15 protein-coding genes are annotated in these 20,988 nt (G+C 71.4%); 7 read left to right on the top strand and 8 right to left on the bottom strand.

Annotation, left to right across the window (positions count from 1 at the left end):
* Positions 1-11 precede the first annotated feature (11 nt).
* Positions 12-626 (bottom strand): DsbA family protein, encoded by a 615-nt coding sequence (locus tag DJ017_RS06680; protein WP_111527980.1) that lies wholly within the window; start codon positions 624-626, stop codon positions 12-14.
* A gap of 119 nt (positions 627-745) precedes the next feature.
* The gene (locus tag DJ017_RS06675) at positions 746-1,285 is read right to left on the bottom strand and encodes a DUF721 domain-containing protein (RefSeq protein WP_111527979.1); all 540 of its coding nucleotides are present in this window, start codon (positions 1,283-1,285) and stop codon (positions 746-748) included.
* Between the two features lie 44 nt (positions 1,286-1,329).
* Here DJ017_RS06675 and mutY point away from each other — a divergent pair, with 44 nt between their 5' ends.
* The gene (gene mutY, locus DJ017_RS06670; RefSeq protein ID WP_111527978.1) at positions 1,330-2,367 is read left to right on the top strand and encodes an A/G-specific adenine glycosylase; all 1,038 of its coding nucleotides are present in this window, start codon (positions 1,330-1,332) and stop codon (positions 2,365-2,367) included.
* Between the two features lie 157 nt (positions 2,368-2,524).
* Here mutY and DJ017_RS06665 read toward each other — a convergent pair whose 3' ends face one another.
* The 5 genes from DJ017_RS06665 to ygfZ all read right to left on the bottom strand — a co-directional run bounded on the left by DJ017_RS06665 (position 2,525) and on the right by ygfZ (position 6,997).
* Positions 2,525-3,604, bottom strand: coding sequence for a site-specific DNA-methyltransferase (locus DJ017_RS06665; RefSeq protein ID WP_111527977.1), 1,080 nt, complete (start codon positions 3,602-3,604; stop codon positions 2,525-2,527).
* Between the two features lie 109 nt (positions 3,605-3,713).
* Entirely contained in the window at positions 3,714-4,766 is a 1,053-nt protein-coding gene (locus DJ017_RS06660) for a DUF2332 domain-containing protein (protein ID WP_133255397.1), read from the bottom strand.
* Positions 4,767-4,816: 50 nt separating this feature from the next.
* Entirely contained in the window at positions 4,817-5,482 is a 666-nt protein-coding gene (locus DJ017_RS06655; RefSeq protein WP_111527975.1) for a ribonuclease HII, read from the bottom strand.
* Between the two features lie 22 nt (positions 5,483-5,504).
* Positions 5,505-6,110 (bottom strand): DNA-3-methyladenine glycosylase I, encoded by a 606-nt coding sequence (locus DJ017_RS06650; RefSeq protein ID WP_111527974.1) that lies wholly within the window; start codon positions 6,108-6,110, stop codon positions 5,505-5,507.
* Between the two features lie 50 nt (positions 6,111-6,160).
* A complete protein-coding gene (gene ygfZ, locus DJ017_RS06645) occupies positions 6,161-6,997 on the bottom strand; it encodes a CAF17-like 4Fe-4S cluster assembly/insertion protein YgfZ (protein WP_111527973.1) in 837 nt (278 codons plus the stop codon).
* 61 nt (positions 6,998-7,058) lie between these two features.
* On the opposite strand from ygfZ, the gene DJ017_RS06640 reads away from it, so the two are divergent.
* The 4 genes from DJ017_RS06640 to DJ017_RS06625 all read left to right on the top strand — a co-directional run bounded on the left by DJ017_RS06640 (position 7,059) and on the right by DJ017_RS06625 (position 12,321).
* A complete protein-coding gene (locus tag DJ017_RS06640; protein WP_111527972.1) occupies positions 7,059-8,063 on the top strand; it encodes a glycosyltransferase family 9 protein in 1,005 nt (334 codons plus the stop codon).
* An 8-nt stretch (positions 8,064-8,071) separates the two neighbouring features.
* A complete protein-coding gene (locus tag DJ017_RS06635) occupies positions 8,072-9,406 on the top strand; it encodes a dihydroorotase (RefSeq protein WP_111527971.1) in 1,335 nt (444 codons plus the stop codon).
* Positions 9,407-9,589: 183 nt separating this feature from the next.
* Positions 9,590-11,284 carry a class I adenylate-forming enzyme family protein gene (locus DJ017_RS06630; protein WP_111527970.1) on the top strand — a complete coding sequence of 565 codons (1,695 nt, stop codon included), beginning with the start codon at positions 9,590-9,592 and terminating at the stop codon, positions 11,282-11,284.
* Positions 11,281-12,321, top strand: coding sequence for a serine hydrolase domain-containing protein (locus DJ017_RS06625; RefSeq protein ID WP_227000049.1), 1,041 nt, complete (start codon positions 11,281-11,283; stop codon positions 12,319-12,321). Before DJ017_RS06630 ends, DJ017_RS06625 begins: the two co-directional genes overlap by 4 nt.
* 4 nt (positions 12,322-12,325) lie before the next feature.
* Here the strand turns inward: DJ017_RS06625 and DJ017_RS06620 are convergent, their stop codons facing one another.
* Positions 12,326-13,543 (bottom strand): acyl-CoA dehydrogenase family protein, encoded by a 1,218-nt coding sequence (locus DJ017_RS06620; protein ID WP_111527969.1) that lies wholly within the window; start codon positions 13,541-13,543, stop codon positions 12,326-12,328.
* Between the two features lie 98 nt (positions 13,544-13,641).
* Here DJ017_RS06620 and DJ017_RS06615 point away from each other — a divergent pair, with 98 nt between their 5' ends.
* A complete protein-coding gene (locus DJ017_RS06615; protein ID WP_111527968.1) occupies positions 13,642-14,124 on the top strand; it encodes an HtaA domain-containing protein in 483 nt (160 codons plus the stop codon).
* A 243-nt stretch (positions 14,125-14,367) separates the two neighbouring features.
* Complete coding sequence (locus tag DJ017_RS06610; RefSeq protein WP_111527967.1) at positions 14,368-20,958, top strand: cadherin-like beta sandwich domain-containing protein; 6,591 nt, start codon at positions 14,368-14,370, stop codon at positions 20,956-20,958.
* The last annotated feature ends 30 nt before the right edge of the window (positions 20,959-20,988 follow it).

Genomic DNA, 20,988 nt, shown 5'->3' with positions numbered 1-20,988 from the left:
CGTCCGCGCTCCTACTTCGAGGCTTCGGCGAACGCCTGGTCGAGCTGGGCCGCGGTGACCTCGCCCTCGGCGACCTTCTTGCCGTTGAAGAAGAAGGTCGGCGTGCCGGTGACCTTGTCCTCCTGGACCGCGCGGGTGACGCGATCGTTCAGCGCCTTCATCGCCTTCTCGTCGTTGAGGCAGGCGTTGAACTGCTGCTCGGTGACACCGGCCGACTGGGCGATACGCAGCAGCACGCCGCGGAAGTCGCCGGTCTGGAACATCTCGGTCTGCGAGCGGAAGATGGCGTCGAGGACGGTGAAGTACTTGTCCTTGCCGGCGCAGCGCGCCACGAGGAAGCCCGCCGCCGCGACGTTCTCCGGCGGGGTCAGGTACTCCTTGAAGGTGTAGTAGACCTTGCCGGTGTCGATGTACTTGGTCTTGAAGCCGGGGAAGACGTCGTTGTTGAACCGCGCGCAGTGCGGACAGCTCGCCGAGGCGTACTCGACGACCTTCACCTTGGCGGACGGGTTGCCCATGCTCATGTCGCCCTCGGACGGGCTGGTCGGCCCGCCGGCCTTGTTGCACGCGGCCAGCGCCAGGCTCGCAGCCGCAGCGGCGAGGATCATGAGGCGTCGGTTGAACATCTTTGGGCGTCCCTCTGGTCCGATGGGGAGTTAAGCGCGATTCCGGCAAGCGCCTCCACCTTGGGGCGCCGCGCCGTCAAGGCGATGGGACAACCACGGGTTTGAGTCAATTCAGCGACTTAGCGGCCGCCCCGCATCACCCCGCGGCCGAGCTTCATCAGCGCCTGTTTGAGCGGGCCGTCCGGCGCCTCGGCGAGGCCCTTGGCGAGCTTGGCCTCGGCCGCGGCGTCCAGCGGCTGGGCGCGACGAGGGGGCTTGGCGCTCTCCGGCGTCAGCCGCAGCGGGCCCTGCACGACGCGCAGCTTCTGCACCGCGTCCGCGCCCAGGAACAGGTTCACCCGCGCCAGGATCTCGTGCGCCTGATGCTGGATGATCGCGGCCGACGGCCCCGCCACGCGGATCTCCAGCGAGGAAGGCGTCGAGCCCCGTCCCTTGGTCAGCTTCACCGGCTCGGTCCGGCGGGCGATCTCCGGGCCGACGATCTCGCGCCAGCGGGCCTGCAGGGCGCCGGCCCCTTGCCCGAACTTGGCGTCGAGCTCCTTCAGCACCGGCGCCAGACTGCGCCCGGCCGGCGGCGGCGGGCGACGCGGCGGGCGCGTGCGCTTCTCCGCCAGGATGCGGAGCGCCTCTTGCGGGCTGGGCAGGGAGCGGCGGGCCATCGCCTCCTTCTACCGCCAACGCCGGCCGGACGCTAAGAGGGGATGTGACCGCACCCGAGATCCGGACCGCCCTCCTCGCCTGGTACGACGCCAACGCCCGCGCCCTGCCCTGGCGCGCGCCGCCGGGCTCCGGGCGCCGCACCGATCCCTATCGGGTCTGGCTCTCAGAGGTGATGCTGCAGCAGACCACCGTCCCGCACGCCACGCCCTACTTCCTGAAGTTCCTGCAGGCTTGGCCGAGCGTGACCGCCCTTGCCGCCGCGGACGACGCCGACGTCATGGCCGCCTGGGCAGGCCTTGGCTACTACGCCCGCGCCCGCAATCTCCTGAAGTGCGCCCGCGCCGTCGCCGAGGACCACGGCGGCGTCTTCCCGGACAGCGAGGCCGGCCTCATGAGGCTGCCGGGCCTTGGCCCCTACACCGCCGCCGCCGTCGCCGCGATCGCCTTCGACCGGCCGGCCAATGTCGTCGACGGCAACGTCGAGCGGGTGATCTCGCGCCTCTTCGCCGTCGAGGAACCGCTGCCCGCCGCCAAGCCCGAGCTGAAGCGCCTGGCCGCCGGCCTCGTCGGCGACGAGCGCCCCGGCGACTGGGCCCAGGCGCTGATGGACCTCGGCGCGGTGGTCTGCCGGCCCAAGGCGCCGCTGTGCGACCGCTGCCCGCTGACCGCCCACTGCGCCGCCTACGCCCGCGGCGATCACGAGAGCTTCCCGCGCAAGAGCCCCAAGGCCGAGCGCCCGCACCGCCACGGCGTCGCCTACCTGCTGACCCGCGGCGACGAGGTGGCCCTGGTCCGCCGTCCGCCGAGGGGCCTGCTCGGCGGCATGCTGGCCCTGCCCACGTCGGAGTGGCGCGCCGCGCCGTTCAGCGCCGACGAAGCCCTGGCCGCAGCGCCGGTGGCCGCCGCCTGGCGATCGGCGGGCGCGGTCGACCACGTCTTCACCCACTTCAGCCTGACCCTGCGCCTCTACCGCGCCGAGGCCGACGCGGCGGGCGTCATCTGGACCCGCCGCTCTGGGCTCACCGCCCTGCCGAGCGTCTTTCTCAAGGCCGCCAAGACGGGGTTGAACAGACTCATCTGACCCCTCTCCCCTTGCGGGAGAGGGTGGCCGCCGGAGGCGGTCGGGTGAGGGGTCTCTCAAAATCCTCCGCGCCGCACGCAGCCCGAGGCGGTCTTCGACCCCTCATCCGTCGGGCTCCGCCCGACACCTTTTCCCGCAAGGGGAGAAGGATCCTTGCTCAGACCGGCAGCTGGCTGCGGACCTTGGCGCGCAGGACGTCGATGGGGGCCAGGCCCTTGTCCGACTTGAAGTGCCAGTAGGTCCAGCCGTTGCAGGCCGGCGCCGACTGCACCATGGCCCCGACCTTGTGGATCGAGCCGGTCAGCTCGCCTACCGCCAGACTGCCGTCCGGCCGCACCCGGGCGGCCTTCTTGCCTTGCGGGCAGTAGAGGATGTCGCCCGGCCGCAGCAGCCCGGCCTCGACGATCTGGCCGAACGGCACGCGCGGCTCGGACTTCTTGGAGCCGGTCACCGCCAGCTCCTCGGCGGTCGCCGGGACGATTTTGGCGATCCGCGCCTCGGCGAGCTTCACATATTCGGTCTCGCGCTCGATGCCGATGAACTTGCGGCCGAGCCGTCGCGCCGCCGCCCCGGTGGTCCCGGTGCCGAAGAACGGGTCGAGGATCACGTCGCCCGGCTTGGTGGACGACAGGATCACCCGGTGCAGCAGGGCCTCGGGCTTCTGGGTCGGATGGGCCTTGGCGCCGTCGGCGCCCTTCAGCCGCTCCTCGCCCGTGCACAGCGGCAGGGTCCAGTCCGAGCGCATCTGCAGCTCGTCGTTGGCCATCTTCATGGCGTCGTAGTTGAAGGTGTAGCGCTTGGCGCCCCGGCCCTTGGCCGCCCAGATCAGGGTCTCGTGCGCATTGGTGAAGCGCGTGCCCTTGAAGTTCGGCATCGGGTTCGACTTGCGCCAGACGATGTCGTTGAGGATCCAGAAGCCCAGGTCCTGCAGCGCCGCGCCCACCCGGAAGACGTTGTGGTAGGAGCCGATCACCCAGATCGCGCCATTGTCCTTCAGCACCCGCCGGCATTCCTTCAGCCAGGCGCGCGTGAAGGCGTCATAGGCCTCGAAGCTCTCGAAGCGGTCCCAGTCGTCGTCGACCGCGTCCACCTTCGAGTTGTCGGGCCGCAGCAGCTCGCCGCCGAGCTGCAGGTTGTAGGGCGGATCGGCGAACACCAGGTCGACGGAGGCGTCGGGCAGCCTCTTCAGCTCCTCGAGGCAATCGCCCTGGATGATGGTGTCGGCCTTCGCGCCCATTCGGAAACCTCTTGAACCCAGAGAATGAATCCTGGGGCCCTTATGGTGAAGAGGCCGTTTACTCGCGTGGTGAACGAAAGCTTACCGCGCGGGCCGCGCCAGCGCATCCCTAGCCGCGCCAGCGCACCCACGCCCCGTGCGGATGCACCTCCGCCAGGGTCCGCCGCTCGCCGCCGGGCCACAGCGTCAGCCGCACCTCCATGGTCGCCATGTTCTCCGGCGGCGGCTCCATGGCGAGCCAGGCGAAGGGCGCGTCCGGCGTCGCCTTGGCGGCGATCGCCGCGATCGCGGCGGCCAGCGCCGCCTGGCTCTGGGCCGGCATGTATTGCCAGAAGACCGAGTGGTAGAGCACCGTCACGGCCCCGGCCTTCGGCGCCACGCGGGCCGCGGTCCAATCCGGCGCGTCGCCGGGCTCCACCGTCACCCCATTGGCCAGGGCCAGCTCGATCGCGGCCCGGGCGCGCGCCAGCCGCTCGGTCTGGTCGGGCCAGACATAGGCCAGGAGCCGCCGCCGCTCGGCCGGATCGGTCAGGTCCACCGGCCGCCGGTCGCAGGCCGCCCGCTCGACCACCGCCACCTTCGCCCCGATCGGCGGCGGCGGCCCCTCCCAGGCGCTGTCGAGCCGCACGCTCGACTGCGGATCGCCCCAGGCGGCGCCCGGCGCGAACTCGTAGCGGTAGCGGTCCCAGAAGAGGTTCAGCCCGGCGCTCGCGGCGATCTCGAAGCAGCGCAGCGGCAGGCCGGTGACCCGCGCGATCTCCAGGAAACCGCCGACCAGGCAGATCGAGCGCCGCACCTCGTTGGTCTGCGGCTCGTGCTCCATGAACCGCGCCAGCCGCTCCGGCTCGCGCCGCATGGCGGCCAGGGCGGCGGTCCAGGCGGCGTCCACGTCGAGCCGGCCGTAGGCGTCGGCCAGGGCCGCGTCCTCGCCGCCGAGCGCCAGGTCGTGCAGCGCGCCCAGCAGCCGTAGCGCGGTCGCCGCGTCGAACAGGGCCTTCAGGCCGGCGCTCTCCCAGGGGGCCAGCAGCGGCCGCGTCGGGCCGCCGGCCAGCCAGTCGTCGGCCGCCCGCTCCAGCAGGGCGGCGCTGAACTCCGAGCCCAGCTTGCGGCAGGCGCCCGCCTGCAGCCGCAGGCCCTTGATGACGTCGATGTGGTCACGCATGGCCAAGGCGTCCGTCGCCCGGGCCCGAGCGTCAATCTTGATTCAAACGATCAATCGCCAGGGTCGAACGGCAGCTCGTCCTGCGCCCCCATGGCGTCGCCGAACGCCATCAGCGGGTCCTTGCCCATCAGCGCCAGCTTCACCGGGCCCCAGCCCATGCGGTGGATCTCGCAGGGCCCGAGGCTCAGCAGCGCCTCGGCGTGGATCGGCGCCCGATAGCCCTTGTGGCTGGCGAAGCCGTAACCGGGATAGCGCGCGTCCATCTCCACCATCAGCCGGTCGCGCGCCACCTTGGCCAGGATCGAGGCCGCGGCGATCGACTTCGACTTGGCGTCGCCCCCCACCACCGGCGTCACCTCGCACGGCAGGGCGAAGCGGTAGTTGCCGTCCACCAGGGCGAAGGCCGGCGCCACCACCATCGCCTCGACCGCCCGGCGCATGGCGAGCCCCGTGGCGTGCAGGATGTTGAGCTCGGCGATCTCCTCGACGCTCGCGAAGCCGACGCCCCAGGCCACCGCCTTGGCCTTGATCTCGATCTCCAGGCTCTCGCGCGTCTTGGCGCTCAGCTTCTTGGAATCGTCCAGCCCCTTGGGGACCTTGCGCGGGTTGGGATCGAGTATCACCGCCGCGGCGGTGACCGGCCCGGCCCAGGGCCCGCGCCCGGCCTCGTCGACGCCGCAAACCGGCCCACCGACGAAGGCCTTCTCGAGCAGCATGGAAGGTCCGCGCGCCACGGCCTCAGCCTCCCATCCGGCGGATCGGCGCGTGCCGGTGGCAGCAGGTCAGGTGGTCGTTGACCATGCCCACCGCCTGCATCCAGGCATAGACGATCACAGGGCCGACGAACTTGAAGCCCTTGGCCTTCAGCGCCTTGGAGACCTCGACCGCCAGCGGCGTCTGGGCCGGCACCTGGCCGATCCCCGTCCAGTCGTTCTGGATCGGCTTGCCGCCCGTGAAGCCCCAGCAGAAGACCGAGAAGTCCTCGCCGCGGTCGCGCATGGCCAGGTAGATCCTGGCGCTCTCGATGGCCGCGTCGATCTTGGCGTTGGACCGCACGATCCCCGGATCGGCCATCAGCCGCGCCCGGTCCTCGGCCCCATAGGCCGCCACCCTCTCCGGGTCGAAGCCGTCGAAGGCGGCCCGGAAGGCCTCGCGCTTGCGCAGGATGGTGATCCAGGCCAGCCCGGCCTGGAAGCCGTCAAGCACCAGCTTCTCCCACAGCGCCCGCGAGTCGTACTCCGGCACGCCCCACTCGGTGTCGTGGTAGGCCTCGTACAGCGGATCGCCCGCCATGCCGCGCCAGCCGCAGCGGACGACGCTTTGTTCCCCGACCTCGGAATCCATGGCGCGCACTCTCAGCCGAGGCCGCGCCAAACCTCAAGGGGCGTTCTTCGCTATGCGGCGTTCTCGCCCAGCGCCTCAAGGAGCCAGTCGGGCTTCTCCACCCGGATTGGACGTCCGTTCACCGCCAGTTCGCCGTCGATGCGGTCAAGCCGGACCAGCGCCATGGCCCCGCCCTCGCGGCCCGACAGCACCTCGCCGGCCCTGAGGGTCCCGGCCAGGATCTCCGCGCCGGGCTCGGGCGCCGGCCCCTCGAAGCGGATCGGCAGCATGCGGGTCTTCACCGTCCCGCGCCGCTTCATGCGCGAGGTGGTCTCCTGGCCGACGAAGCAGCCCTTCTTGAAGTCGATGCCGTTCAGGAGGTCGAAGTTGGCCTCGATCGGATAGAGGCGGTCCGAGCCCCAGTCCGCCGGACCGGGCACCCCAAGCGCCAGCTTCTGCGCCTCGCGCGCATCCTCGTCGGCCACCGCCGCGCCCGCCGGCTCCTCTGCCCCATAGCCCCGCCAGCCCAGCGCCGGCAGCCGCGGATCCGGGGTCCAGCCGGCGCCCGGCGCCGGTCCCTCCCCGCCGGGATAGAGGATCGCCACCGGCGTCTCGTCCTTGCCGAGCTCCACCTTGGCCCGCAGCCGGTACATGGTCAGCCGCTGAAGGATCGCGTCACGATGTTCCGCCTCTACGTCCAGCCAGCAGCCATCTTCCCGCCCCACCACGAAGAGATCGTAGAGCAGCCGCCCCTGCGGCGTGAGCAGGGCCCCGAAGCGGGCCTCGCCGGGCTTCAGCGTCTCCACGTCCTGGGTGATCAGTCCCTGCAGGAACGTGCGCCAGTCCGGCCCGCCCACGGCGATCAGGGCCCGGCTGTTGAGAGGCGCATAGGTCAGGTTTCTGCTCATGCGTCGCAATTTGGGGGAGGGATCGGTGGAGCGCCAGCGGCGAGCGCCTTATAGACAGTCCATGGCGCGCGGGTCCTTCCCGATTCTCTTTATCACGGCGACGCGGATCGGCGACGCCGTGCTGTCGTCGGGCCTCATCAAGCGCCTGCACGACGAGATCCCCCAGGCCAGCTTCACCATCGTCGCCGGCCCGGTCGCCGCGCCGCTGTTCGCCGAGGTCCCGAACCTCGACGAGGTGATCGTCTTCGCCAAGGCCAAGGACGGCAGCCACTGGTTCGACCTGTGGCGCAAGGTGCGCAAGCGCCGCTGGGGCCTGATCGTCGACATGCGCGGCTCGGGCATCTCGCGGTTCCTGTCGGCCAAGCGCCGCGCGGTCTATCGCCGCCCGGCCGGGGCCGCGCCGGTGCACAAGGTGCTGGAGGCCGCCCGCGTCCTGCGCATCGAGGACGATCCGGCCCCGCCGCACATCTTCACCTCGCCCGCCATCGAGGCCTACGCCGACGAGCTCACCGCCGGGACGGGGCCGATCCTCGCCCTGGCGCCGGCCGCCAACTGGGTCGGCAAGACCTGGCCGCTGGAGCGCTTCAGCCAGGTGGCCATCCGGCTTCTGCGCAATTCCGGCGCGCCGCTCGAGAACGGGCGGCTGATGGTGCTCGGCGGCCGCGACGAGGTGAACCTCGGCCGCGACCTCAAGGAAGTCGTCGCCCGCGGCCAGCTCATCGACCTGGCCGGCAAGGTCGACCTGCTCACCGCCTACGCCTGCCTCAAGCGCGCCCGCCTGTTCATCGGCAACGACAGCGGCGCCATGCACCTCGCCGCCGCCGCGGGCGTGCCGACGCTCGGCCTCTTCGGCCCCTCCGACGAACGCCTCTACGGTCCCTGGGGCGAGCATGCCCGCGCCATCCGCGGGACCCGCACCCTGGAACAGATCCAGCAGGCCGACCCCCACCTCACCCAGGCCATCTGCCACATGATGGACTTGGGCGTTGAGCCGGTGCTACGCGCCGCCGAGCAGCTGCTCGCCGAGAGCGAGCCGGCGCCGTTGGCGAGGACGCAACATGGCTGAGACCCCAAATGGCTGAGACCTTCGATCTGATCGTGCGTGGCGGCGAGGTGATCAACCACGCCGGCCGGGGCCTTGCCGACGTCGGCGTCCGCGGCGGCAAGATCGCCGCCATCGGCAACCTGTCGCAGGCCAGCGCCGGCGAGGTGTTCGACGCCGCCGGCCTCACGGTCATGCCGGGCGTCATCGACACCCAGGTGCACTTCCGCGAGCCGGGCCTGGAGTGGAAGGAAGACCTGGAAACCGGCTCCCAGGCCGCGGTGCGCGGCGGCGTCGTCGCGGTGTTCGAGATGCCGAACACCGAGCCCACCACCACCGACGCCGACGCCATGGCCGACAAGCTGGCTCGCGCCAAGGGGCGCATGCACTGCGACCACGCCTTCTATATCGGCGGCACCCACGCCAACGCCGAATTCCTGGGAGAGCTGGAGCGCCTTCCCGGCTGCTGCGGGGTCAAGGTGTTCATGGGCGCCTCCACCGGCACCCTGCTGATCAAGGACGACGCCGGCGTCGAGAAGGTGCTGCGCAACATCAACCGCCGCGCCGCCTTCCACTCCGAGGACGAGTACCGCCTGGAGGAGCGCCGCGCGCTCGCCCGCACCGGCGACTGGACGAGCCACCCGGAAGTCCGCGACGCCCAGGCCGCCATCCAGTCCACCGAGCGGCTGGTGCGCATCGCCAAGTCCCTCGGCAAGCGCATCCACGTCCTGCACGTCACCACCCGCGACGAGATCGAGTACCTCGCCGCCCACAAGGACATCGCCTCGGTCGAAGTGACGCCGCAGCACCTCACCCTCGAAGGCCCCGAGGCCTACGAGCGGCTGAAGGGCTACGCGCAGATGAACCCGCCGATCCGCGAGGCCCATCACCGCGCCGGCCTGTGGAAGGGCGTCGCCATGGGCGTCGCCGACGTGCTCGGCTCCGACCACGCCCCGCACACCATCGAGGAGAAGGCCCGGCCCTATCCGGCCTCGCCCTCCGGGATGCCCGGCGTGCAGACCCTGCTGCCGGTGATGCTGACCCACGTCGCCGAGGGCCGCCTGACCCTCGAGCGCCTCGTCGACCTCACCAGCCACGGCGCCAACCGCATCTTCGGCCTCGCCGACAAGGGCCGCCTCGCCAAGGGCTTCGACGCCGACCTCACCATCGTCGACCTCAAGGCCCGCCGCGAGTTCCGCCACGAGGACATGGCCACCCGCTCCGGCTGGACCCCCTTCGTCGGCATGGAGGCCAAGGGCTGGCCGATGGCGACCATCATCCGCGGCAACGTCGTCATGCGCGACGACGAGATCATCGCCCCCTCCCTCGGCGAGCCCGTCCGCTTCGCCGAGACCCTGGCCGGCTGAGTTCCTCTCCCCCGCGAAGAGGGCGGGGAGAGGGGCGGCGGAGGCATGGCCGCGGACGCTCGTTTTCAGCGGCCGGCCCACCCTGACGCCACGTCGCACTCGCGCCCTTATCAATGTTCAGGTTAGGTAGGTCCGTAAGCCAAGACCGGCCGCGTCCAAGAGCCGGATCAGGAGGGGACCACCATGCACTACGCCGAACTGAACCAGGCCTGGGCCGAGCTGACCGCGCCGGGCCAAGCCTTCGAGATCGTCGAGGTCCCGATCGGCGGCGTGCCCACCAAGACCTTCAAGAACTCGCCGCCCAACGTGCGCGCCCTGTGGCTGTCCACCGCCCAGTTCGCCGACCGCGACTACCTGGTCTACGGCGACGAGCGGATCACCTACGCCGAGGCCCACAAGCAGGTCGCCTCCATCGCCAACTGGATGTTCGCCCACGGGGTGAAGCCGGGCGATCGCGTGGCCATCGCGATGCGCAACTATCCCGAATGGATGCTGATCTACTGGGCCTGCGCCTGCACCGGGGTCGCCGCGGTCGGCATGAACGCCTGGTGGACCGCCTCGGAGATGGCCTACGGCCTGAAGGACGCCGCGCCCAAGGTGCTGTTCGCCGACGGCGAGCGCATCGCCCGCCTCGATGAGCAGCCCGGCATGCTCGGCGACACCTTCCTGGTCGCCACCCGCACCGACAAGCTGCCCGCCGGCGCCGTGCCCTGGTCCGAGGTGGTCGCCACCGGCGGCGCCCTGCCCGAGGTCGCCATCGACCCCGACGCCGACCTCTGCATCTTCTACACCTCCGGCACGACGGGCTTCCCGAAGGGCGCCCAGCTCACTCACCGGTCGTCGATCAACAACCTGATGAACATGATGTTCTCGGGCCAGGTGCACGGCCTCGCCACCCAGCGCGCCACCGGCGTCGCCCCGCCGGCCGAGCCGCCGATCCCGGTGACCCTTGTGACCACCCCGCTCTTCCACGTGACCGCCAACAACTGCGGCGCCTACGCCACCACCGCGGCGGGCGGCAAGATGGTGCTGATGTACCGCTGGGATCCGCTGGAGGCCCTCAAGCTCATCGAGCGCGAGCGCTGCACCTCGGCCGGCGGCGTGCCGGTCATGGCCCGCGAGCTCATCGCCCATCCGGACTTCGACAAGTACGACACCTCGAGCCTGCTCAGCGTCGGCGGCGGCGGCGCCCAGCTTCAGCCCGACCTCGTCGCCAAGATCGACAGCGCGGTGGCCACCGCGCGGCCGAACACCGGCTACGGCATGACCGAGACGAGCGGCATCATCACCTCGGTGAGCGGCGACTTCTTCGTCGACAAGCCGGCGAGCTGCGGCCGCGCCATGCCGACCTTCGACGTCCGGATCGTCGGCGAGAACGGCGAGACCCTGCCGCCCGGCCAGCCGGGCGAGCTCTGGGTCAAGGGCGCCTCGGTGATCAAGGGCTACATCAACCGCCCCGACGCCACCGCCGAGTCCATCACCGACGGCTGGTTGCACACCGGCGACGTCGCCTACCTCGACGAGGACCAGTTCATTTATCTGGTGGACCGCAAGAAGGACATGGTCCTGCGCGGCGGCGAGAACATCTACTGCGCCGAGGTGGAGAGCGCCCTTCACCAGCACCCGGCGGTGGCCGAATGCTCGGTGTTCGGCGTGCCCGACCCGCGCCTCGGCGAGGAGGTCGGGGCCGCCGTCGTCGTCCGCGCCGGCGAGACGCTCGACGCCGAGGCGCTGCGCGAGCACTGCGCCAGCCTGATCGCCCGCCACAAGATCCCGCGCTACATCTGGCTGCGCGACGAGCCCCTGCCGCGCAACGCCAACGGCAAGTTCCTCAAGCGCGAGCTGCGCGAGACCCTGAAGGCCGAAGAGGCGGCGTGACCGAGGCGGCGGTCGCGGAGGAAGCCATGCCGATGACCGCCACCCGCCGGACCGTCCTCGCCGGCGCCGCGGCCGCCATCGCCGCGCCGGCCGTCGCGGAGGGGCCGATGCAGGACGCGCTCGACTACGTGCAGGGCCAGCGGACCACCGGCTTCCTAATGGTCCGAAACCGCCAGGTGCTGGTCGAGCGCAACTGGCCGCTGGGCGCCGACGCCGGGAAATTCCGCGACGACTTCACCTATGGGACGACCGCCGGCGGGGCCCTTCTCGAAGACGTCGCCTCCCAGCAGAAGAGCTTTGTGGCGGTGCTCGCCGCCATCGCCGCCGACAAGGGCCTGCTGGACGTCGAAAAGCCCGTCTCGGCCTATATCGGCCCCGGCTGGTCGAAGGCCGCCCCCGGGCAGGAGGCCGCCATTCGCGTCCTTCACCTGCTGACCATGAGCAGCGGGCTTTCCACCGAGTTCGCCTACGCCGCCCCGCCGGGAACGACCTTCCTCTACAACACGCCGGTCTACGCCGTGACCAAGGCGGTGCTGGCCGCCGCGGCCAAGGCGCCGCTGGAGGCGATCACCCGCGACTGGCTGACCGCGCCCGCCGGCATGGCCGACACCGCCTGGCGTCCGCGCCCCGCCAGTTTCGGCGACGTCGGCAATCCCACCGGCCTCGTCACCAGCCCGCGCGACGTCGCCCGCTTCGGCCAGCTAATCCTCGACGGCGGCGTCGCCGAGGGCGGCCGCCGTGTCGTCTCGGCGGCGGCGTTGAAGGCCCTCTTCGCCCGCTCGCCGGCCAATCCCGCCTACGGCCGCCTCTGGTGGCTGAACGGCTCGGACTACGCGATCCGGCCGCTGGCCAGACGCACCGACGGCCCGCTGATCCCCGCCGCGCCCGCCGACCTCGTGGCAGCGCTCGGCGCCCTCGACCGCAAGCTCTACGTGGTCCCGAGCCTTGGCGCCGTGGTCGTCCGCATGGGCCAGGCGGCCCCCGACCACGACTTCGACCAGCAGCTCTGGCTGCGGCTTTCCCGGGCGCTGGCCTAGGCCCTCACAGCCCCAGCACCGCCTTGGCCATGATGTTGCGCTGCACCTCGCTGGTGCCGGCGTAGATCGTCCCGGCCCGGTCGTTGAAATAGCGCGGCGCGGCGGTCCAGGCGTGCTCCGGCCCGACCGGCTCGCGGTCGTTCGAGGACGCGAAGCCCGGGGTGTCGCCGCCGGGCGCGGCGGCGTGCGGCTGCCAGACCCCGGCGTAGGCGCCGGCAACCGCCAGCGCCAGCTCCACCAGCTTCTGGCTGAGCTCGGTGCTGACCGTCTTGAGCAGCGAGGATTCCGGCCCCGGCGCCTCGCCGCGCGACAGGCCGGCGTTGACCCTGAGCTCCACCGCCTCGAGCGCCTCGACCTCCATGGCGAGCTCGGCGGCGCGGCGGCGGTAGGCCCGCGCCTCCTCATTTGTCCCCAGCCCCTTCAGAGCCTCCGCCGTGCGCGCCAGCCGAACCTTCAGGCCCGGGGCCGAGGGCGATCCGCCGCGCTCGAACTGCATCAGGTGCTTGGCCACGCTCCAACCCTCGCCGACGCGGCCGACGACATTCTCCTTCGGCACGCGCACGCCCGAGAAGAACACCTGGTTCTGGATGTGCTCGCCGCTCGAGAACACCAGCGGCTTCACCTCCACGCCCGGGCTGGTCATGTCGATCAGCAGGAAGGTGATGCCGCGCTGGCGGATCGCCTCCTGCGAGGTCCGCACGAGGCAGAACATCCAGTTGGCGGCGTGGGCGTGCGTCGTCCACACCTTCACCCCGTCGCAGACGAAGTGGTCGCCCTCGTCGCGCGCCGACATCTTCAGCGCCGCCAGGTCCGAGCCGGCCTCGGGCTCCGAATAGCCCTGGCACCAGAAGTCCTCGCCCGACAGCATCGGCGGCAGGAAGCGCGCCTGCTGCGCCGGCGTCCCGTGGGCGATCAGCACCGGGCCGCACATGCCCAGCCCCATGGGCGAGAGCGGCGGCGCCCCGGCCGCGGCCAGCTCGCCGGCGAAGATGTAGCGCTGCGCCACCGACCACTCGCAGCCGCCGAAGGCCTTGGGCCAGGCCGGCGCCACCCAGCCCTTGCGGTGCAGGATCCGCTGCCAGGCGAGGCTGATCTCCGGGTCGGCGTAGACGCTGGTCATGCCGCGCCCGGCCCGGCGCAGCTCCGGCGTCAGCTCCGCGTCCAGGAAGGCCCGCACCTCGTCCCGGAAGCGTGCGTCCTCGGCGCTCCAGCCCAGCTCCATGGTCCCGCTCCTCGTTTCGTTCGCGCCATCAGAGCCGATGCGACGCGGCGTCAGCAAAGCGGGCTGGACCCGGGCCGCCGAGCGGCTATGCAGATGGCATGACCGATCAGCGCCAGCCCGCCGCCGACGCCCCCATCGCCGCGCTCGAGTGGGGCGTGAAGCAGAGCTTCTGCAACTACGTCCGCATGGCCGGCGGGAGCATCGAGACCGCCGCCGGCGCCGAGGCTGTGGAGGGCGGCTTCCGCTTCCCCGCCGCGCCGGGCGAGGGCCGCTTCCAGGGCGAGGTCCGCTTCGACGCCCACGGCGGCATGCTGGCGGTGCGCCTCGCCGACCCGGCCGTGGAGATCGGGCCCGGCCGCGCCGTGCTCTCCATCGCCGACCTCTCGGCGGGCGGCCGGCGCGTGGAGATCGCCACCCTCGACCTCGCCGCGGCGAGCACCGAGGCCGACGGCGCGCGCCTGATTCCGGCGGCCCTGACCCTCGACGGCAGCTTCGTGCTCGGCGACCACTACCCGCCCGGGACGGCGCTGGACCCCCTACGGCTCGCCCCCGTGCGGCTCGCCCCGGACCGCGCCCGGTGAGCCGGTCCCGCAGGCTTTAACTCAGGCTAAATCGCGCCTTACCTTAGGTAAATGCGCGTATTACGTGTCCACCCCCAGGAATCCACGAAATAATTGTCCGGAAGCACAGGATGGACAGTATTTCCGTCGAGTCTGCCTGCACCTATAACGATTAATCTTGTTCCTCGAATAATCTTGTCGGATTAGGTCCCGAAGTGGGAGAGCGCCGTTCTTGCGACGGCGCGGTTCGGGGGACTTCGACCGATGTTCGGCGTGCTTTCGCATGGCTGGTCGCGCCTGTGCGCGGCCACCTTCAGCGGCTCTTCGCGGGTGGCGGCCGTGCTGGCCACAGCCTTCGCGGTCGTCGCCCTGGCCGCGCCGGGCGTCGCCCTCGCCGTGCCCAGCAGCAACGCCAACCTCTCCAGCCTCGACGTCGGCGGCCTGACCCTGTCGCCGTCCTTCGCGGCGGCCACGACGAGCTACACCGCGACGGCGCCCAGCGCGACGGCCTCGGTGATGGTCACCGCCGTCACCGCCGACGCCAACGCCACCATCACCGTCGACGTGGTCAATCCGGCGACCAGCGGCGTCGCCTACGGCCCGGTCAGCCTCAATTTCGGCAACACCACCATCGGCGTGCAGGTCACCGCCCAGGACGGGACCACCACCAAGACCTATCAGGTGACCATCTACCGGCCGGTGGGCGGCGGCGGCGGCGGCGCCTCGACCGACGCCACCCTCTCCGGCCTCACCCTGTCCGCGGGGACCCTGTCGCCGTCCTTCGCCGCGGCGACGACGAGCTACACCGCCTCGGTGGCCAATGCGGTCTCCTCGATCACCGTCACCCCGACCCTCAACGACCCGACGGCTTCCATGACCGTGAACGGCTCGGCCGTGACCAGCGGCTCGGCCTCCGGCTCGATCGCCCTCAACGTCGGCGCCAACACCATCACCGTCGCCACCACGGCCCAGGACGGCGTCACGACCAACAGCTACGTCGTCACCGTCACCCGCGCGTCGGCCTCCCTCACCGCCCAGACGATCACCTTCGCCAATCCCGGCGGCCAGAACTTCGGCACGACCCCGACCTTCGTGGCGACCTCGGATTCCGGCCTGACGGTCAGCTTCTCGTCCTCGACGACGGGCGTCTGCACCATCACCTCCGGCGGCGTGGTGACCTTCCTCACCGCCGGCAACTGCACCATCAACGCCGACCAGGCCGGCAACGGGACCTACGCCGCCGCCACCACCGTCAGCCGCACCGTCACGGTGTTCCCGGTCGCCCCCGGCGCGCCGACCATCGGCGCGGTCACCCCCGGCGACACCCAGGCCAGCGTCGCCTTCACCGCCCCGGCCTTCACCGGCGGCGACACCATCACCGGCTACACCGCCACCTCCAGCCCCGGCGGCCTGACCGGGACCTGCGCCAGCTCGCCGTGCACCGTCACCGGCCTGACCAACGGCACGGCCTACACCTTCACCGTCACCGCCACGAACTCGGCCGGGACGGGCTCGGCCTCGGCGGCCTCGTCCGGCGCCACGCCCAAGGCCAGCCAGACGATCACCTTCGCCAATCCGGGCGCGCAGAATTTCGGCACGACGCCGACCCTGACCGCGACCTCCAGCTCCGGCCTGACGCCCACCTTCTCGTCCTCGACGACCGGCGTCTGCACCGTCACCTCGGGCGGCGCGCTGACCTTCGTCACCGCGGGGTCCTGCACCATCGCCGCCGACCAGGCGGGGAACGGCGGCTACCTCGCCGCCACCACGGTGTCCCGCACCTTCACGGTCAACCCCGTCGTCCCCGGCGCGCCGACCATCGGCGCCGTCACCCCCGGCAACGGCCAGGTCGGCGTGGCCTTCACCGCCCCGGCCTCCAACGGCGGCTCCGGGATCACCGGCTACACCGTGACCTCCAGCCCCGGCGGCTTCACCGGCACGGGCGCGTCGAGCCCGATCACCGTCAGCGGCCTGACCAACGGCACGAGCTACACCTTCACCGTCACCGCCTCCAATTCGGCCGGCACGGGCTCGGCGTCGAGCCCCTCGGCCAGCGCCACGCCCGCCGTGGCCTCCACCGACGCCACCCTGTCGGGCCTGACGCTCTCCTCGGGAACCCTGTCGCCCGCCTTCGCCGGCGGCACGACCAGCTACACGGCCTCGGTGGCCAACGGGACCGCCTCGATCACCGTCACCCCGACGGTCAACGAGAGCCACGCCACGGTGAAGGTCAACGGAACCACCGTGACCAGCGGCTCGGCCTCGAACGCCGTCGCCCTCAATGTCGGTTCGAACACCGTCACGGTGCTGGTCACCGCTCAGGACGGGACCACCACGACGACCTACACCCTCACGGTCACCCGCGCCGACGCGCCGCCGCCTGACCTCGATCTGTCCGATCTCCAGGTCACCACGGGCGATTCTTCCTCGCCGGGCGCCCCGGTTCCGCTGGAGCGGTTTTCGGCCATGACCTCTTACGGCCGGGTCAAACTCATCGTGACCTCCGTCACGGTGAGCGCCAGGCCACCGCCGGGCGCCCATCTGACCATCAACGGTCAGGGCGGATCGACCCCGCCCGGCGCGGCCGTCAGCGTCGTCGTGCCGCTGAACCGGGACGACAACACCATCACGATCGTCACCTCGGCGGGAACGTTCACCAAGACCTACATCGTCTACATCAAGCGGATGGTGACCGATAACGCCGACCTCAGGTCCGTGAAGATCTGCGGCAAGACCTACGGCTGCAGCTCGACGGCCGTGGACCCGGCGACCACCAGCTACACGATCCCGGCGGTCGGCACGCTCACCATCTGGCCGACGCCCGCCGACGGGACCGCGCGCGTGGAGGTGAACGGGGCGCCCGCCTCGCCCACCTCGAGCATCCAGATCACCGCGCCGGCCACGGCGGTCACGCCCGTGGCCATCAAGGTGACGTCAAACGACTACACGGTCACCAAGACCTACACCTTCACCTTCAGCGCTCCGAAGCCCAGCGCCGACCTCAGCGCGCTCGGCGTCTCGGCCGGGACCCTGTCGCCGGACTTCGATCCGGCGAAGGTCAGCTACGATCTCCCGGTTTCCAGCGACACGGCCTCGGTGACGCTGAGCCCGACGGCCAAGGACGGGGCCGCCAGCGTCCGGGTGATCAACGTGGCGAGCGGCCAACCGGTGTCCGGCCCCGTCGCCCTCAGGGCCGGCGCCGCCAACCCGCTGTCGGTGACGGTCACGGCCAGCGACAAGTCCACCGCCAAGACCTACTATGTGAACGTCTCCCGGCCGAACCCGCTGACCGTCGAGGCCTACGACGCGCCGGCGACCGGCAAGGTCGGCGTCCTCTACGAGGCGGGCTTCCAGCTCGGGACCTCCCAGGGCGCCATCTGGTCGGCCAGCGGCCTTCCGCCGGGCCTGAGCCTGACGGAGAACGCCTCGCCCACGAGCCGGCCCTCAACGTCGCCCTCGTCCAACCCCAAGGCGTTGATCTCTGGCACGCCGGCCAAGGCCGGAACCTACACCTTCACCGTGACCGCCACGGCGAACGGCTACGGCGCACCCCTGGGCGGCGCCACCGGCTCGGCCAGCGTCACGGTCAACGTCGCCGAGGGCCCGTCGGACGTCGATCTCACGGCCCTGAGGCTCGAGGCCGGCGCGGCCGTCCCGCTGTCGCCGGCGTTCGATCCGGCGACGACCGCCTACACCGCCAGCACCGCGAGCGGCCAACTCTCGATCGGCGCCACGCCGCGGGATTCCGGCGCCACGGTGACGATCGACGGCGTCCAGGACGGGACCCAGGTTTCGCTGAAGCCCGGCGCCAATGTCATCACCATCAACGTGAGCAAGGGTTCGGCCTCCAAGACCTACACGCTGACGGTCAACAAGGTCGCCGCCGGGGCCAACGCCGACCTCAAGGGCCTCACCCTGGGCGCCGGCGCGACGCTCTCGACGCCCTTCGCGCCCGACACCTTGGCCTACAAGGCCACGGTGACCAACGCGACGACGTCGCTCCAGATCGCCGCGCCGACCGCCGACGCGAACGCCACGGTCAAGTTCAACCCCGCGGGACAGCAGTTCGGCCAAGGAACGACGGCGTCGCTGCAGGTCGGCGACAACGTCTTCAAGATCGCCGTGACCTCGGCCGACGGGACGCTCACCAAGACCTACACCCTCACGGTGACGCGGGCGGCCTCGGCCAACGCCGACCTGACGAACATCTCCGTCGTCTCGGCGGAGCTTGGGGTCGAACTCACGTCGAAACTGTCGCCGGCCTTCTCTCCCGCCACGACCACCTACAGCCTGGTCCTCTCGCACGGGGAGAGCGTGATCGAGGTTGGCGGGGTGGCCGCCGACACCAACGCTCGCACCGCCGTCGACAGCGTGAACTCGACCGGCTACGCCGCGACGCAGGCGGTCAGCGTGGATGACAGCATCGACACGCCCAAAGTGATCCCGGTGACCGTCACGGCCCAGGACGGGACCACCACCAAGACCTATTCCATCAGCGTCACGCGACCGGCGGCTCTGAAGGTCGCATCGTCGGTTCCGGAGGCCACCTCCGGCCAGGCCTACAGCGCGACGCTCGCCGCCTCGGGCGGCAAGGGGCCCTACGTCTTCAAGCCCGCTGCGCTGGCGGGCACGGACAGCCTGCCGAAGGGCCTCACCCTGTCCTCGGACGGAACGATCAGCGGGACGACCAAGGAAGCCGGCAGCTATTCGATCGGCGTCAGCGTGAGCGACTCCGCCGGCGGCCGGGGCTCCGGAACCGTCGCCCTGGCGGTCAAGGACCCACCGACGCCTGTGCCCGTCAGGATGGAACTCACCGTACCCACCCTCAGGCCGGACACCTCGGGCTTTTCCACCCAGTTCGTGTTGTCCGTCACCGACGCCGCGCTCGGGACCATCGAGTCGCATCTCGAAGCGAACGTCGATGTTTCCTCGTCCGTCTCCTCGGCCCCGACGGCCGCCGCACTCAAGTCCGGCAAGTCCGCGGGCGCCCCGATGATGGCCACGGCCGGCCAGGCCGCGGCCTCCGCGGACGGCGACCTCACGCTCCTGACGTACAGGACCGGCCCCAACGCCATGGGCCGCGACCGGATCGTGGTGATCGGGACCCTGCCCGACGGCACGCGCGGCGCCGTCGCGCTCAACTTCGAGGTGCCCGGCAAGGCGCCCGACCTGACGGCGAACGTCGCCGCCAACGGCCTCGCCCGCCTCGATCCCACCGCCTCGATCATCGGCGGGCCGTTCGTGGGGCTGCAGATCCTCTCCCCGCCGGCCTACGGCCAGGTCAGCGTCTCGGGCCTGCAGCTCGTCTACACCCCCGACCCGACGCACCTCGGCCCGACGTCCTTCGTCTACGCCGTCGACCTCGGCTTCGGCCTCTCGGCGCCGGGGACGGTGACCGTCACCACGGGCCAGGGGGTCACCGCCCCGTCCCTGGCGGCCACCGCCTACGCCGGTCAGAAGGTCTCGCTCGACCTCACCGCCGGCGCCCAGGGCGGACCGTTCACCGGCGCCTCGGTGATCTCCATCTCGCCGAGCTCGGCGGGGACGGCGGCGATCCGCGCCACGGGGACGGGGACCTACGCCCTTGACTTCACCCCGGCGACCAGCTTCGCCGGCCCGGCCAAGGTGACCTACGCGCTCTCGGGCGCGGGCGGCGCCGCCATCGCCGACGCGACCATCACCGTGCTGGCGCGCCCCGACCCGAGCCTCAACGCCGACCTGCGCGGCCTGATCTCGGCCAGCGACCAGGCGGTGAAGACCTTCGCCCGCACCCAGACGGACAATTTCAACGGCCGCCTGGAAAGCCTGCGCTCGGCCCGCGGCCGCGGCGGCTTCGACATGAGGCTCGGCTTCGCCGCCGCCTCCAGTGGCGAGGATCCGCGCGACCAGGCCGGCTGGCGCACCCGCCGCCTCGCCCAGCAGGCCGCGCCGGATCCGACGGGCCAGTCCCCCGCCGGTCCTCGCGCCAGCGACGCGCCTTCGGCCACGACCGGCGCCTCCGGCCAGTCACCCGGCAAGCCTTCCGCCTTCGGGTCCTGGGTGGCCGGTGTGATCCAGATCGGCCACGTCGATCCGTCCGTGCAGCGCAGCCGCTACCGGCTCTCCACCTCCGGTCTCAGCGCCGGCGTCGACTACCGGCTCTCCGACCACCTCGTGCTCGGCGCCGGCCTCGGCTACGGCGAGAACAAGACCCGGGTCGGCTCCAAGGGCTCCAGGCTCGACGCCGACAGCAAGGTGGGCGCCGCCTATGGCTCCTGGCTGCCGCGTCCGGGGATCTTCGTCGACGGCGTGCTGGGCTACGGCAAGCTGAGCTTCGACGTCACCCGCTACTCGGCGGAGGCGGACAAGCTGCTGACCGGCTCCCGATCGGGCGACATGACCTTCGGCTCCCTGCGGGCCGGGGTCGACGCCCGGCGCGGCGCCCTCCACGTCTCGCCCTACGGCCAGGTGTCGTTCCTGGACGGCCGGCTGGACAGCTTCACCGAGACCGGCGATGGCGCCTTCGCCCTGCGCTACTACGCGCAGGACGTCCGCTCCCTGGCCGCCAGCCTCGGCCTCAAGCTGGAGGGCCAGCGCAAGGTCGGCCGTGAGCGCACGCTCTCGCCCCGCTTCCGCGTCGAGTGGCGTCACGAGTTCGACGGGATCGGCGACCAGGCGCTGAGCTACGCCGACACCGCCGGCTCGCAGCGCTACGTCGTCGGCGGCGACCAGCTCGGCCGCGACGAGCTCTCCTACGAACTCGGCGGACGGCTCCAGCTCGAGCACCAGATCGCCATCGACCTCGGCTACCGCGGCATGTTCACCGAGAGCAGCCACAGCGGGACCTGGACGCTCCGGCTCGACCACAGCTTCTGACGCCGATCCCCCCCTCCCGCTCCGGCGGGA

Origin of the sequence: Phenylobacterium soli (assembly GCF_003254475.1) — a bacterium.
GTDB lineage: Bacteria > Pseudomonadota > Alphaproteobacteria > Caulobacterales > Caulobacteraceae > Phenylobacterium > Phenylobacterium soli.
This window is presented reverse-complemented; position numbering and strand designations above follow the sequence as displayed.

Bases quoted from the DNA above. Each gene is read 5' to 3' on its own strand.
- DJ017_RS06680 (WP_111527980.1), bottom strand. From the start codon at position 626: ATGTTCAACCGACGCCTCATGATCCTCGCCGCTGCGGCTGCGAGCCTG.
- DJ017_RS06675 (WP_111527979.1), bottom strand. From the start codon at position 1,285: ATGGCCCGCCGCTCCCTGCCCAGCCCGCAAGAGGCGCTCCGCATCCTG.
- DJ017_RS06665 (WP_111527977.1), bottom strand. From the start codon at position 3,604: ATGGGCGCGAAGGCCGACACCATCATCCAGGGCGATTGCCTCGAGGAG.
- DJ017_RS06660 (WP_133255397.1), bottom strand. From the start codon at position 4,766: ATGCGTGACCACATCGACGTCATCAAGGGCCTGCGGCTGCAGGCGGGC.
- DJ017_RS06655 (WP_111527975.1), bottom strand. From the start codon at position 5,482: ATGCTGCTCGAGAAGGCCTTCGTCGGTGGGCCGGTTTGCGGCGTCGAC.
- DJ017_RS06650 (WP_111527974.1), bottom strand. From the start codon at position 6,110: ATGGATTCCGAGGTCGGGGAACAAAGCGTCGTCCGCTGCGGCTGGCGC.
- ygfZ (WP_111527973.1), bottom strand. From the start codon at position 6,997: ATGAGCAGAAACCTGACCTATGCGCCTCTCAACAGCCGGGCCCTGATC.
- DJ017_RS06640 (WP_111527972.1), top strand. From the start codon at position 7,059: ATGGCGCGCGGGTCCTTCCCGATTCTCTTTATCACGGCGACGCGGATC.
- DJ017_RS06635 (WP_111527971.1), top strand. From the start codon at position 8,072: ATGGCTGAGACCTTCGATCTGATCGTGCGTGGCGGCGAGGTGATCAAC.
- DJ017_RS06630 (WP_111527970.1), top strand. From the start codon at position 9,590: ATGCACTACGCCGAACTGAACCAGGCCTGGGCCGAGCTGACCGCGCCG.
- DJ017_RS06620 (WP_111527969.1), bottom strand. From the start codon at position 13,543: ATGGAGCTGGGCTGGAGCGCCGAGGACGCACGCTTCCGGGACGAGGTG.
- DJ017_RS06615 (WP_111527968.1), top strand. From the start codon at position 13,642: ATGACCGATCAGCGCCAGCCCGCCGCCGACGCCCCCATCGCCGCGCTC.
- DJ017_RS06610 (WP_111527967.1), top strand. From the start codon at position 14,368: ATGTTCGGCGTGCTTTCGCATGGCTGGTCGCGCCTGTGCGCGGCCACC.